Source organism: Candidatus Zixiibacteriota bacterium (genome assembly GCA_017999435.1).
Taxonomy (GTDB): domain Bacteria; phylum Zixibacteria; class MSB-5A5; order GN15; family FEB-12; genus JAGNLV01.
The window spans coordinates 459783-473447 of record JAGNLV010000004.1 but is presented as its reverse complement, the minus strand read 5'-3'; the positions used below and the strand labels follow the sequence as shown (position 1 = coordinate 473447).

Annotated in this window: 10 protein-coding genes; 8 read left to right on the top strand and 2 right to left on the bottom strand. The window is 65.3% G+C overall.

What is annotated here, in order from left to right; genetic code table 11:
* Positions 1-5: 5 nt before the first annotated feature.
* The 3 genes from KA261_12430 (at position 6) to KA261_12420 (ending at position 3897) form a co-directional block, all read left to right on the top strand.
* Positions 6-1439 carry a DUF342 domain-containing protein gene (locus KA261_12430; GenBank protein ID MBP7698608.1) on the top strand — a complete coding sequence of 478 codons (1434 nt, stop codon included), beginning with the start codon at positions 6-8 and terminating at the stop codon, positions 1437-1439.
* Between the two features lie 139 nt (positions 1440-1578).
* Entirely contained in the window at positions 1579-2619 is a 1041-nt protein-coding gene (locus KA261_12425) for a glycosyltransferase family 2 protein (protein ID MBP7698607.1), read from the top strand.
* 30 nt (positions 2620-2649) lie between these two features.
* Positions 2650-3897 (top strand): PD-(D/E)XK nuclease family protein, encoded by a 1248-nt coding sequence (locus KA261_12420; GenBank protein ID MBP7698606.1) that lies wholly within the window; start codon positions 2650-2652, stop codon positions 3895-3897.
* 20 nt (positions 3898-3917) lie between these two features.
* On the opposite strand, the gene KA261_12415 is transcribed toward KA261_12420, so the two are convergent.
* On the bottom strand, positions 3918-5270 hold the full coding sequence (locus KA261_12415; protein MBP7698605.1) for a terminase family protein: 1353 nt from the start codon (positions 5268-5270) through the stop codon (positions 3918-3920).
* Between the two features lie 69 nt (positions 5271-5339).
* Positions 5340-6581, bottom strand: a complete 1242-nt coding sequence (locus KA261_12410) for a hypothetical protein (protein MBP7698604.1) — start codon at positions 6579-6581, stop codon at positions 5340-5342.
* Between the two features lie 236 nt (positions 6582-6817).
* On the opposite strand from KA261_12410, the gene KA261_12405 reads away from it, so the two are divergent.
* The 5 genes from KA261_12405 to KA261_12385 all read left to right on the top strand — a co-directional run bounded on the left by KA261_12405 (position 6818) and on the right by KA261_12385 (position 13385).
* Positions 6818-7249 carry a PEP-CTERM sorting domain-containing protein gene (locus KA261_12405; GenBank protein ID MBP7698603.1) on the top strand — a complete coding sequence of 144 codons (432 nt, stop codon included), beginning with the start codon at positions 6818-6820 and terminating at the stop codon, positions 7247-7249.
* A 275-nt stretch (positions 7250-7524) separates the two neighbouring features.
* Positions 7525-8283 (top strand): PEP-CTERM sorting domain-containing protein, encoded by a 759-nt coding sequence (locus KA261_12400; protein MBP7698602.1) that lies wholly within the window; start codon positions 7525-7527, stop codon positions 8281-8283.
* Positions 8284-8453: 170 nt separating this feature from the next.
* Positions 8454-9938, top strand: a complete 1485-nt coding sequence (locus KA261_12395) for a hypothetical protein (protein MBP7698601.1) — start codon at positions 8454-8456, stop codon at positions 9936-9938.
* A gap of 61 nt (positions 9939-9999) precedes the next feature.
* Positions 10000-10596: a hypothetical protein gene (locus KA261_12390; protein ID MBP7698600.1), complete on the top strand. Its 597-nt coding sequence runs from the start codon at positions 10000-10002 to the stop codon at positions 10594-10596.
* A gap of 491 nt (positions 10597-11087) precedes the next feature.
* Positions 11088-13385: a carbohydrate binding family 9 domain-containing protein gene (locus KA261_12385; GenBank protein MBP7698599.1), complete on the top strand. Its 2298-nt coding sequence runs from the start codon at positions 11088-11090 to the stop codon at positions 13383-13385.
* Positions 13386-13665 lie beyond the last annotated feature (280 nt).

The window sequence follows — 13665 nt, the reverse complement described above, 5'->3', positions numbered from 1 at the left end:
CACCCATGACCGAGACCTCGCCGGAAACCCGGGTCCAGCGTCCCAAACCGAAACTCGTGCGGGTCGTCATCACGCGCGACAACATGTCCGCCATGATGGCCGTGAGCGACCCGGAACACCTCGGCGGGGAGGTCACCCTCGATGACGTCCGGGAGGAGATCGTCCGTGCCGGCGTGACCCACGGCATCGACTGGGACGCCATCAAGCGCGTCCTCGACCAGCGGCTCTACGACGTCCCGACCAAAATCGCCACCGGCACGCCCCCCCGGCGCGGAAAGGACGCCGCCTTCGAGTACGCCTTCGAACCCGAGACCCAGCACACGCCCGAGGAATCCGGCGACGGGCGCATCGACTACCGCTCGATCAATTTCATCCAGAACGTCCGCGAGGGGACCGTGCTGGTGCGCAAGATTCCGCCAGGCGACGGCGAGGACGGGTGCGGGGTGGACGGCCGTCTGATCCCCGGCATTCGCGGGCGCGATTTCAACTTCCGCCAGGGGAAGAACACGCGCGTCGAGCCGGACGGCCTCTCGCTGGTGGCGGCCGCCAGCGGCGCCATCGTCTTCACCCGCGGCACCGTCTCCGTCAACGACGTCACCCGCATCGAGGGGGACGTCGACATGAGCATCGGCAACATCAACTGCATCGGCTCGGTGCGCGTCGTCGGCGACGTCCGGCCCGGCTTCACCCTCAATGTCGGCGGCAACCTCGAAGTCGGCGGCAACGTCGCCGACTGCACCATCCGATGCGAGGGCAACATCCTCATCAAGGGGGGCGCCTACGGCAAGGGGGAGGGGATGATCAAGGCCGACGGCGACGTGCTGGTCAAGTACGCCGAGGGGGTCAACATCATCTCCGGCAACGACGTTCTCGTCGGCGACGAACTCCTCAACTGCCAGGTCACGGCGGCCGAGCGCATCATCGTCCGCGCCCGCAAAGGAAAAATCATCGGCGGCGAATCCAACGCCGGCCGCGAAATCCGCGTCGCCACCGCCGGCAACGACGCCGGCACCGCCACCATCCTCCGCGTCGGCTACGACGCCGAGCTCATGCGCGAGTACCGCTGCACGGGTGCTGAAATCGCGCGCATCGAGAAAGACCTCGCGCGCATTCGGGCCACCCTTCTGACCATGTACCGGCTGCAGGCGGAGGGTCTGCTTGATCCCCAGCGGGCCGAGGCCCTGGGCCGACTGGAGGAATTCGTGGCCGCCGCCCCGGGCGAGCTCGAACGCCTCGCCGACGTCCGCTACCGGCTCGAGGAGCGCCTGCGCGAGGTCGCGGGCGCGCAGATCATCGTCCAGGACCGCCTCTACCACGGTGTCTCCGCCCATTTCGGCGTCATCTACCGCGAATTCACCGACATCCACAAACGCTGCAAGGTCACGCTGGAGGAGGGGAAAGTCGTGATCAGCGAGTACCGCCCGGATCGGGACGGGTGAGCGGGCGCGGCCCCGCCCCCGCGCACTCCCCGGTTTTGCCTTGTTTGGACCGGCCGCGCGTGCGTATATTGCCCCCGCGCGCCGGTCGGGTCCGGCGCCGGCGTCCGGGTAAACCTGAAATCAGGAGCCAACGGTCCCTATGCCCGAGAGCAAACCGTCGAAATTTGACCTGGCGGTGATCATGCCCGTCCGCAACGAGGAGAAGTACGTCGGGCAGACCCTCGAGCAGTTGTACCTTCAGGATTTTCCCATGGACCGCCTCGAGGTGGTGGTGGCCGACGGCGGGTCGACCGACCGCACCCGCGAAATCGTCGAGTCCTACAAGACTCGGTTCGGCGCCCTGCGGCTGCTGGACAACCCGGTGCGCCGCCCTTCCTCGGGCCGCAACATCGGCATCCGCAACAGCACCGCGCCGCGGATCGTCGTCATCGACGGTCACGTGTACATTCCGAGCAAGACCCTCCTGCGCGACGTCGTCGAAACCTTCGACCGCACCGGCGCCGACTGTCTCTGCCGGCCGCAGCCGCTCACTCCGCCCGACCTCAACGATTTGCAGACGGCGATCGCGCTCTGCCGCGGCTCGGCGCTCGGCCACAAACCCGGATCGGAAATCTACGCCGACTACGAGGGGGAGGTCGACCCGACCTCCTCCGGGGCGATGTGGACGCGCGCGACCTTCGACCGGGTCGGGCTGTTCGACGAGAACTTCGACGCCGGCGAGGACATCGAACTCAACTTCCGCGTCCACCGGGCGAAACTGAAAGCCTGGCTCAACCCCGCACTGAGAGTCTACTACTACCCGCGCGCGACTCTGCCGGCCTTGTGGCGGCAGATGGTCCGCTACGGTCTCGGGCGTTTCCGCATGTCGCGCAAGCACGGACTCTGGGCGCCCACCCACTGGCTGGCCGCCGCCGGCGTCGTCCTCTGCATCGTCCTCTTCGTCCTCGGGTTTCTCTCGCTCGCGGTGATGAAGCTCTTCCAGATTGTCGCGGCGCTCTACCTCCTCACCGTCATTTTCTATTCCCTCAGTCTCGCGCTGCGGCATCGCAATCTCAACTGCCTGCTGTACGGACCGTTGATTTTCCCAACCATCCACTTCGGCCTCGGAGTGGGATTTCTCAAAGGCGTGATCGAATCGTACTCCCCTCCGCCGGCGCGGGAGGCCGGTCCGCCGCAGTAGCTCAGCCGGCGTCACACGAGGGAGGCTTGCGTGTCCATGCTCACGACCTTCAGCCACAGCGCGCTCCAGACTTTTGCGCAGTGCCGGCGCAAATTTCAGTTCCGGTACCTCGAGCGGCCGGAAATCCCGAAACGGATCTCCGCCGAAGCGTACCTGGGAACCGCCGTCCACACCGTCCTCCAGGCGCTCTACGAGCGCGGCGCCGACGGCGTGGAGCTGTCGCTCGAGGCCGCCCTCGAGATCTACGAGCGGGCCTGGCGCGAGGTCGACCGCGCTCTCCTGGCGGTTGTGACCGAGCACATGGGCATCGACGATTACATCCGCATCGGCCGTGAAATCCTCGCCCGCCACCACGAGCGCTACCGGCCGTTCCGGCCCGGCGCCCTGCTGGGCGCGGAGCTCCACCTCCACTTCACCCTCCCCGGCACGCCCTACCGGCTGAGCGCCCGCATCGACCGGTTGTGGCGGCGGGACGACGGCACGGTGGAGATCTGCGACTACAAGACCGGCAAGAACCTTTCCCGCCCGCACGACCCGGATTATTTCCACCAGATGGGCCTCTACCAGTTGGCGGTGATGGCGAACTACCCGCAGTACCGCGACATCGAGGCGGCCCAGTACTGCCTGCGCATGGACGAGGTCGTCGCCCACCGGTTCCGCCCCGATGATCTCGAACTGCTCGTCGAAAACATCCGCCAGCAGATCCTGGCGATCCACGAGGCCGACCGTCTCAGCCAGTTTCCGACGCGCGAATCGTCGCTGTGCAACTGGTGCGAGTATGCCGCGCTCTGTCCGGCCAAGCGGCACAAGCTGCTGATCGAGGCCGGCGAGGCGGACCGGGACGGAGCTCTGCGGCGGGCCTACGCCAAAGCGACCGAGTATATCGCGCGCTACGCGGCGGTCAAAGAGCTCGAGGCCGAAATGGCCGCCCTGCGGGCCGACCTCGTGCGGCTGGCCGGGGAGCTCCAGATGACCAAGTTCTCAGGTGAAGGGGGAGAGGTCGCGGTGGGGATCACGGAGGAGGAGAAGTTTGTCACCAAGACCGACAGCAGCACCGATTTCGCGAGTCTGACGGCGCTGGCGCGCGACGCCGGCCTGATCGAGTATTTCAAGCTGGACAGCGCGGCGCTGATGAAGGACGGTTACGCGAAGGGTCTGCTGCCTGCGGCGCTCAGCGCGGAGCTGAAGAAGTTCATCCGCCGGAAGCAGACGGTCACGCTGCGGGTGAAACTCGCCCGGGCCGGGGAGGATCCGGACGCACCTTCCGGCTCCCTGTAGGCGATTGCCGGTCGCCGGTCTCACGCCCGCCCGAGGCGCGGGGCGATCACCGGGGCCGGGCGCGTGCGGAGCGGCCACAATGCCAGGGCCAGCGCCATGAGGCTGTCGCACTCGCAGTTGTCGTCCCAGCGCGCCCTCCGCAGTTCATCCTCCAGCGACCACGTCCGCCCCGGACCGTCGGGCAGCTCCCACCGTTCGTACACGATCCGCCGCCGGGCGTGAAACAGCTCGACGTTGGTGAGCAGTTCCGCTTTGCGCGGGCCGGTGAAGATCACCGCGGTCGGACGGTACTCGCGCAGGGCCTCGACGATCGGATCCCCCAGCCCGGTGGCGTCGATCACCAGTTGGCCGGGGTACTGCTCCTGGCGCGCCCTGATTCTCGCGATCACCGTCGCCCAGTCCGTCTCCTTCAGCCGCTCGAGGGCGACCACCCGGGCCGGACCGTCCGCCGCCGCGACCGTGATCCCGACCGTCGCCGTCCGCTTGCGCGCGAGATCCCACCCGGAGAGATAGCGGATCTCCCCGGAGGCCGCCCCGCCGGCCTCCTCCGACCCGGAGATTCCGGCCAGCGCGGCATCGATATCGCTTCCGCGGATCACCTCGCCGCCGCTGTCGACAAACTGACCTTCGATATTCTGCGCGAGCCGCCGCGCGGTGAAATGCCGCACCCGCTCGTCGAGGAAAGCTCGGGAGATGTAGGGATTGGCGCGACTGTCGCCGGACTGGAAATACCCCGGCCGCGCCCCCTGTGCCAGCTCCCTCACCCGCCGGTAGAACCAGTTCTTCCCATTGGGCGTCGAGACCAGATCGAGCATCCCCTCCCGGTCGGCCAGGCGCATGAGGAGTACCTCCTCGACAACATACTCAGGGTCCGCCTCGAACGCCACTTCATCAAAGACAAACAGGTCGTAGTCGTTCCCGAGCAGGTACTCGCCCCGGTTCTGGGTGGACCGGGCCTCGATTACCGCGCCGTTGCCGAGGGTCAGCATGGGGTAGGGGGAGCGGACGAGCGAGGCGATCCGGGGGCGCAGCACGGGGGACTGGCGGGCCAGTCGGACCACCTGGTTGAACAGGAGGTTGGCCTGGTCCTGCGTGATCGACGCCGCGACCGCGCGGTACCGCCCCGACCCGTCAAACGCCAGCGAGCCGCGAATCCGGAACAGGGCGTGGCGGAGGAGTTTCACGGCCGAGACGAATGACTTTCCCCACCGGTTGCCGGTCACCAGCACGTTCTCCCGGGCCAGCGCGTTCTCCAGCCACTGCCGCTGTCCGGCGTGGAGCGTCACGCCGAGCACGGCCTGCGCGAAGTACGCCGGATCCTCGAGCGCGCGCCGCCAGTCGATGCTCTCACAGTCGGTCGCAAGCGCGTTCATGGAGCGTCCTTCCGGTAATCTCAAATCGGCCGGGTGCGGCCGCGGGGCGCGCGGCGCGGCCGGGCCGGCTCACACGAGCCCGGCGGCTTTCGCCGCGGCCGTGGCCCGGTCGATCAATCCCACCTCGTACAGCCGGATGAGATCGTTGATCCGGGTCGATTCGACCCCGGCCCGCTCGCCGGCCTGGTAGGCGAAGGTGTTGTCGAATTCCCAGCGCACGCGCGCGGAGAAGCCGGCCAGGGCGAGGTCGATCGCGGCGATCCACTCGATCAGGCGGCGCATCTCCGCCTGCACCGAGCGCACCTGCCGCATGACCAGGTCGAACTTGAACCCCGACCACGAAGTCGTGGCGCCGTAGGAATAGCCGAGCAGGAACGGCGCGAGGCCGGTCCCCGCGCAGATCTCCTCGATCATCGATCGGTGGCTGAAAAACCAACTGTTAGTCACGCTCCGGGTGGCGTCCGGACCGATATAGTCGATGGCGACGTTGTCCCAGGTGACCGGGTTCTCGTCGATCGCGCACGACCGGATCATCCCGACCGTCTCGTCGAAGTAACCGTTGATCCGCTGCACGTACGCCGTGTCGGATTCGCCGGCGAGACGCTCCGGGGGCGTCACCTTCACATGGAGGCGGTGAAACCCCGCGTTGTGACTGGAGCGCCGCATGTCATCGACCAGCTGCTGTTCGATATAGGCGACAAACGGCACTGCCTGCAGAACCGAGCGCCCCAGCGGGGCGTTGACGCCGCCGGAGAGGGGGATGTAGTAGAAGTCGGGACGATCGAGATCGAGGTCGCCGTGGTCGGCGGCATAGCGGAATTGCCGGCGGCCGTCCTCCACCGTAAGATTCACCCGTGCGGCATCGACCGGGATGAACCGGTCCACACCGGTCCCGGTTGCGTCCACGGTCACGAAGCCGCCGAAGAAACCGTCGCGAAACAACCCGGCTGCAATGTCGACCGGGAGATCGGCGCCGCCCGCCCGCGTCCCCCCGACCGAACGGTACACGTGCGCGCTCAGGCGCTCCAGCCGCTCTTCCACTTGGCGGCGGACAGAAGGCGAGACATCGCCGTCGACCAGAAACCGGCCCGGCGCGGCGGCCAAACGAACCCAGGTCCCGACACAGGCGGCCACCGCCGGGATCGAATCGGCGAGAAAGCGGTACAGCAGTATGCGATAGCGGCCCCGCTGGAGGTCTGATGTGCTCAAGCGCAGTTGGCGGTCGATTTGACCGCCGGTGCTCAGAGCGGATGGGGGCGGCACAAGCACCCCGGCGGCCAACTGACCCGAGTTCCTCCGACTGGCACACATAGCAGGCTCCTCCGAATTTTGGCGTGAGCTCTTTGCCAGACGCGCAGGCCGGATTTGAGGCGCGGTCCTGGTATGATTGTGAGCCGAGCGGGATTACAGGTGAGAGAAGACGCTGCAAGTGGTTTGCAGAAACAGCGCAGATGCGTGCACAAGTGTGTGTGCAGACAGGAAGACGTCATGTTCTCGGGACGATAAGGTCAAACAGTTAATATTATGATTGACAAGATCATAGCAGAATGCTGTCGAATTGGGTCAGGTGGCACGAAAATTGCTGGAAAATTGCACAGGAGATCTTTACCCTAAACAAAAATGGGTTTCGGATGAAAGCGATCATCGTCCTTTTGGCGGTCACCTTGGTGTGTGCAGCTCAAGCGGTTGCTTTGCCGCTGAGCGCTCCACGGCTGGTCGATGTGTCTTCGATCGATTGGGGCGCCCAGATCACCGTCGCCGACGGTTCAGTCGGCACGACCGGGCAGGCGTATTTTACCGGCGACCCTCGGACGTCGGGAAGCCAGGCGACCGGTACCGACGGGACCGGCGGGGTGATCATTCGACCGGGCAACACCACGCTCCCCAAGACGGTCACGACCGTTCCTGAGCCGGCCACTCTTGTGCTTGTCGGTCTGGGTATCGCGGGCTTGGCGTTGCTTCGCCGCCGCAAAGCTTAACCGAGCTTCATTCAATCGAATCGAGAATTCTGGGGCCACCCGGATCAGGGTGGCCTTTTCTATTTCCCGCAGGTCGTGGTGACACGGATTGTCGTTGTTGTGCAACTTGTTGCAGGGAAAGCCAGGCCGGGCCACGGAGTACAGTCTCCGCTCTGTCGTATAAGTAACGGTGTCACAATATCTTATGATGCACACTGAGCAGGGGGAAAGCCAACGGCATTGCAGTTGCTAAAACTTTGAACAGATAGAAGTAGAACAACTGCGAAAGGGCAACCATGCGGATCCTTGTTCTTGTGCTGTGCATTGGCTTTTGTCTGGCGACTCCCGCCTCGGCCTTCAATTTTCACTACTATGATTTTGGCGACTCGCCGTTCGACGAGAACAACAACTGGTCGCCGATCAATTACCCCGGCGGAATAGGCAACCTGCCGTCGCCCGGTACCCTCGGCGAGGGGGGCGAGGAGTTCGACCTCGAGGGTTTGAAAGTAGCGGTGGATCAGGACTATGTGTACATCGCCCTGACCAACTCGTTCGGTTACTCCGCCTATTCGACCGGCTGGGGCCGCAACTACAACCTGGGCGACCTGTTCATCGGCACCAATGGCGGCGGTTACCAGTATGCCATTGATCTGGTCAACGGCGGCTCGAACGGCCTGTATCGAGTAACCGGCCGCACCGGTATCCCGAATATCCCCGGTTCGTACTACGGCACGCCCATCGCCCCCTTGGCCGGCGACTACCGGATGACCAGCGGCACTTACCTCGGCCAGGTGAATACGATGCTCAGTTTCTGGGATGACTACGAGCTCAATCATCTGATGCCGGGTGACGGCGACACGTACGTGTGGGAGTTCAGGTTTGCCCGTTCGCTGCTCGGGGATTTCCAGTCGCTCGATTTTCACGTCACTCTGGGTTGCGGCAATGACCTGATGGAGAAGTCGGTGGCGATGGTTCCGGAGCCGGCGACCGTTCTCCTTCTGGGACTGGGGCTGTCGGGGGTGATGCTCCGCCGCCTGCGTCGCCGCGACGCATGATCCCTTGACCCATAAGATTTGCAGGCGGGCCGCCCGGAGTTATTCGGGCGGCCCGTGCGCTTTGGTGGCCGCAGGCGCCGCTGTTTTTTGACTTGTTCCCGTTTCCCCCGCCCGTATATTTGCCTCGGACTCTGTGGCAACGGTTTGTCAGACTGCCGATAATAACGCAAATGGGAAGAATCTCGCGAATTCTCATTCTCGCCGCCGGGTTCGCCGCCGCTTTCGGCTGCGCCGACAACCCCGCCCTGCGCCTGCGCTTCCAGGCGGAGAAGAAGCTCTTCGATGCCGAGAAGATCATCGCGCAGGCCCAGGTGAATCCCCGCGAGGCTCCGCCCGAGCTGGTTCGGCGGGCCGGGGAGAAGCTCTCCGCGGCTGCGGAGTTCGCCCTGGCCGCGCTCGACTCGGTCAGCGAGCAGGCCAACCCGGTCGAGTACCGGGAGCTGCAGCAGATCGCGTTTCAGGCCGGCAACGAACTCAACCGCCTGCTCTACAACCAGCGGCGGTACGAGGAGTCGATCGCCGTTCTCACCCGTCTCCTCTCTCAGTCCGCCCTGGCGCGGGAAGAACTCATGGTGACCCAGGTCAACCTCGGGCGCACCCTGCAGGCCTCCGGCCGGTGGGACAGTGCGCTGGCGATGTACACCTCGGCGCTGGAAACGTTCTTCCCGCCGGTCGACAGCCGCGGCGAAATCGTCAAGCCGCTGTTCGACCTGCCCGCCCACATCTTCGCCGTCGCCCGCCAAGTGGGGGATTCGGTGGAAGCTGCCTATCATCTGGAGCGGGCGGTGAGCTACTACACCGACCTCGCCGCGAAGACTTCCGACCGGCTCCTGCAGGCGTCCTGCCGGGCGGCCCTGGCCGGATTGTACCGCGAAACCGGGCAGGGGCAGAAAGAGATCGCGCAGTTGGAGCAGCTCTCGGACACGGCCTCGCAGGCGTATCCGGCAGTCCGCGCCCGGATAGCCGAGATCGTCGGTTTTCAGTTCCGCGATTTCACCCGCGCGGCCGCCATGTACGACACTCTCCTGGCCCGGCTGGGGCCCTCCGACACGGCCTACTACCCGGATTTGCTCTTCCGCAAGGCGCTGATCCGGATGGAGCAAAAGCGCTACGGCGATGCCCGCCAGATCCTGGTGGCCCTCAAGCGTGATCATCCCCGCTACTGGGCCATGACTCCCCCGGCCCAGCTGGCCATGGCCCGCACCTTCGAACTGGAAGACAACTGGGATCGGGCCGAGGTCGAGTACCACGCTCTGATCGAGGGGTACCGGGGTTCCGACGAGGCGATGGGGGCGTTTCTCTACGTGGCGCGGCGCTACGAGCAGTTGGGGCGCAAGGACCAGGCCGACCGGTGGTATCGGGATGCCCGGGAGTATTACGCCCAGGTCGCTCGCTACAGCCAGGAAGGCCTGATGGAGGCCCGGGCCCTGAGTTTTCAGGCCGAGTTGGACAGCCGCCTGGGCAACTGGGCGGAGGCGGCCGGGACGTTGGAGGACTTGTACCGGAAATATGGGCGGCATGAAATCGGCCGCCAGGCGCTCGTCCGGGCCGCCGCGATCCGCCGGGAACGCCTTGGGCAACAGCAGGTTGCCGATTCGCTCCTGACCGCGCTGAAAGCCGGCCTGACTGAGATCGAACCGACCTCTGAATTGTAAAAGAGAATAGGCCGCCCGCCGCAGTGGCGGACGGTCCGACCGAATTCAGCCTGGAGGAAAGATGCACATCACCAGATTGTTAACGCTGTCCGCCCTTGGGATTCTTCTGCTGGCGTCGCTCGGCGCCGCCGAGGAACCGCAAAAACCGGCCGCCAAGCCGGATAATTTCGGCATCCTCGATACCGTGTACGCCGAGGTCTCCCGGATCGATCCGCAGAATTGGTCGATCACAATCAGCGCCACCAACGACGAGAATGTTGAGGGCCTCGCCGTGCCGCTGAAACTCTCGAGCGGGACGGTGCGGATCGTGGCCGACTCCGCCGTCTACACCGGCGGCCGGGTCGATCATTTCGCCTACCGCGGCTTCCGCCCGGATACGATGCAGCAGTGCGTGACGCTCGGCATGGTCGCGAACATGGGGCCGAGCACCAACGTGCTGGCGCCCGGCAAAGGCCGGCTCGTGACTGTCTTCGTCTCCTCGATCGAAGACCAACCGGTCGAGAACCTGGTTGTGGACACCACGACCACCAGCCCGAGCAACTCGCTCATGCTGGTGGCGCAGTTCGAGGAAATCAAGAACCGCCTGGGTGAAGAGGCGATCCGCGCCGACAAGCGGCTCGAGATCTACCCGGCATTTGTGGTGGTCAAGTCGAAGTAGTCGCGCTTGCGAAGCTTTTCTCTCGGGAGCCCGGTCATCCGACCGGGCTTCTCGTTTATATGGGGGGCGCTCGGCAGGGCCGCGTCCGATTCCGCCGGATACGCCCGCGAACGGGATTTCGCAGGCCGGGACCCTTGTGGTCCTGACGGGCCTGCTTCTATCGATGGCGAGAATGTCAGGATCACAAAAATCCTGACCTACGGGAGATTTTGAGGATCGTCCCGTGGAATTCGGGTCGGTTTGCAGATCTCGCAGCATAGCCGCACCGAGCCGGGTAGTTGCTTTGGTCAACGGTGCCCGCGCCGCAGACATTGCGACGCGCTTTGTCAAGCGGAACGAAACCGCTTGCGCATCCGTCCCGTATGAAATCTCAAAAGGAACCGATCCCCGGAGATCCTGGTCCTGTTCCGCCCACGGTGCGGAGGCAGCGGCCAGGCGGACGGTTGCGTACAACCAGGAACATCTTGCACGAATGGGAAAGGGGAAGGTGTATGAATGTGCGCGCAGTGAACCGGGGTTTGCTTGTGTCTCTGTCGGCGGCTGTTTTGCTCGGGCTTGCGCCCCAGGCTCGCGGTTCGACCGCGATGCTGCCGGCCTCGGATTTCACGCCGGTGTACCGGCCGTCGATCACGCTGCGCCCGGCGGCTGGGAGGATCGAGGTCGACGGGGACCTGGGCGACGAGGGGTGGAGAAACGCGGCGCGCACCGACCGTTTCGTCGAGCGCTCGCCCGGGGACATGACGCCGCCGGCGGTGCGCACGGAGGTGCTCGTCACCTACGACAAGGCCAATCTCTATGTCGGGTTCATCTGCGATGATGATCCCCGGGCGCTCCGGGCCACGATGACCCGGCGCGACGCATACAGCGGCGACGACTGCGCGATCGTGCTGATCGACACGTACGGCAACGCCGCCTCGGCCTATGAATTCTTCGTCAATCCCTATGGTGTGCAGAAGGACATCCTCTGGACGCCGACGGTCGGCGAGGACGCGAGTTTCGACCTGGTGTGGCGGTCGGCGGCGCAGGTCACCCCGGAGGGTTACCGGGTGGAGATCGCGATCCCATTTTCCGGGCTGCGCTTTCCCCAGGGGGCCGAGCAGTCGTGGCGGGTGGACTTCTGGCGCAACCGCCCGCGTGCGTCGTCCTTCCAGTACTCCTGGGCGGCCTACAACCGGAGCGAGCAGTGCTGGCCCTGCCAGTGGGGGACGGTTGAGGGGATCGCCGACGTGGCGCCCGGGAAGGGAGTCGAATTGCTCGCCACCGCGGTGGCCAACCAGTCGGGACAGATCGTCGCCGCCGAGGGGTACCCGTTCGACAACGAGAAGGTCGAGGGGGAGATGTCGCTGGCCGGGAAGTACGCGGTGACCTCCGGGATGACGGTGGAGGCGACCTGGAATCCGGATTTCAGTCAGATCGAGTCGGACGCCGCCCAGATCGACATCAATTCGACCATCGACTTGCTCTATCCCGAGCGGCGGCCATTTTTCCAGGAGGGGGCGGACATTTTCCAGACGCTCTTCAACTCGTTTTCCTCGCGCACGATCTGGGATCCCCGGTACGCGGCGAAACTCACCGGCCGGGCCGGGCGGTGGCGGCTCGGATTTCTCAGCGCCCGGGATGAGAACTCGCCCTACACCGTGCCGCTGGAAGAGAGCGGGGGGAGCCTCCGCGCCGGCGCCAGCACCGTCAACGTCCTGCGCGGCTCGCTCTCGTTCGGGCAGGACTCGCGCGGCGGTTTCATCCTCACCGACCGCCGCTACGACTGGGGGGGGTACGGGACGGTGGCGAGCCTCGATGCGGACATCCGGCTCTCCCGCAACTACAGCTGGGTCGGGCAGGTGGTCGCCAGCTACACCGGCGAACCCGACCGGCCCGAATTGTTCGGGCAGCCCGAGCGCTTCGAGGGCATGACTTTCGACAACGGCAAACACACGGTGCTCACCGACGGCGAGTCGTTCTCCGGCAACGCCCTCATCACCCAGTTCCGCCGCCAGGGGCGGCACCTCAATTTCCGTCTCAACTACGACCAGGTGGATCCGACCTATCGGACCCAGACCGGCTACGATCCCTGGAACGACTACCGGAACGCGTTCGTCAACGCGTACTACCTTTTCTACGGCGAGGGCCGTCTGATTGAGCGCCTGGCGCCGAATATCTATGTCGACCGGCGCTGGAACTACGACGGCAGGATCAAATGGACGCACGGCACGGCCGGGCTGGAGGCGAATTTCCGCTTCTGGCAGAGTTATGCCTCGCTCACTTACACGGCCGGTGACGAGAATTGGGGGGGCGTGCAGTTCGACGGTCTCTACGCCGTGCGGATCGGCGCCGGCGGCGTGATCAGCAATGCGCTCGCGTTCAACGGCGACCTGTCGTTCGGCCGCGACGTGGCCGTACGGCAGTCGGCCACAGGAAATCAAGTGACCGGGGGGATCGAGGTCGACCTCAAGCCGCTCGACCGGCTGATGATCGAACCGAGCTACACCTTCACCCGCAGCCGCCACGTCGCCACCGACGAACTCCTGTACGAGCAGCACATCACCCGGACCCGCGTCCAGTTCCAGGCCACCCGGGAGCTGTCGCTGCGGCTGGTGGTACAGTACAACGACGGGTCGGAGCGGTGGGATATCGACCCGCTTCTCTCCTACCAGCTCAGCCCGTTTTCCGTCTTCTATGTCGGGACGACCTACGACTACCAGAATCTCGCGGCCGGGACTGATGAACCGGACCAGTGGCGGATGTCGTCGCGGCGGTTTTTCCTGAAACTGCAATACCTCTTCCAAACATGACCCCTTCTTCGAGGGAGGCTGCAGCCGGCGGCGGAACCCCGGGGTTTCGCCGCCTTTCTATGCCCGGCGGGAGCCGCCGGACCGCCCAGAAAATCTCTTGACAGCCTGGCCCCGCGGCGTGTAGAATTTTGCCGGCTCAACCGGGAGGTCCGGAGACGCAGGGCGGGGGCGGGGACACGGTTATTACTCGAATAGCGTGATGATGACTCGGAGGCGCGCCGCGCGGGGCTCGCCGCGCGCCGGGCAATCGGGGTGCCGGGCATCATCCGGTGCGGCGAAG

What these genes read in the sequence shown, in the direction of transcription:
- KA261_12405 (MBP7698603.1), top strand. Translation starts at nt 6,818, where the DNA reads ATGCTGTCGAATTGGGTCAGGTGGCACGAAAATTGCTGGAAAATTGCA.
- KA261_12415 (MBP7698605.1), bottom strand. Translation starts at nt 5,270, where the DNA reads ATGAACGCGCTTGCGACCGACTGTGAGAGCATCGACTGGCGGCGCGCG.
- KA261_12425 (MBP7698607.1), top strand. Translation starts at nt 1,579, where the DNA reads ATGCCCGAGAGCAAACCGTCGAAATTTGACCTGGCGGTGATCATGCCC.
- KA261_12430 (MBP7698608.1), top strand. Translation starts at nt 6, where the DNA reads ATGACCGAGACCTCGCCGGAAACCCGGGTCCAGCGTCCCAAACCGAAA.
- KA261_12400 (MBP7698602.1), top strand. Translation starts at nt 7,525, where the DNA reads ATGCGGATCCTTGTTCTTGTGCTGTGCATTGGCTTTTGTCTGGCGACT.
- KA261_12385 (MBP7698599.1), top strand. Translation starts at nt 11,088, where the DNA reads ATGAATGTGCGCGCAGTGAACCGGGGTTTGCTTGTGTCTCTGTCGGCG.
- KA261_12390 (MBP7698600.1), top strand. Translation starts at nt 10,000, where the DNA reads ATGCACATCACCAGATTGTTAACGCTGTCCGCCCTTGGGATTCTTCTG.
- KA261_12410 (MBP7698604.1), bottom strand. Translation starts at nt 6,581, where the DNA reads ATGTGTGCCAGTCGGAGGAACTCGGGTCAGTTGGCCGCCGGGGTGCTT.
- KA261_12395 (MBP7698601.1), top strand. Translation starts at nt 8,454, where the DNA reads ATGGGAAGAATCTCGCGAATTCTCATTCTCGCCGCCGGGTTCGCCGCC.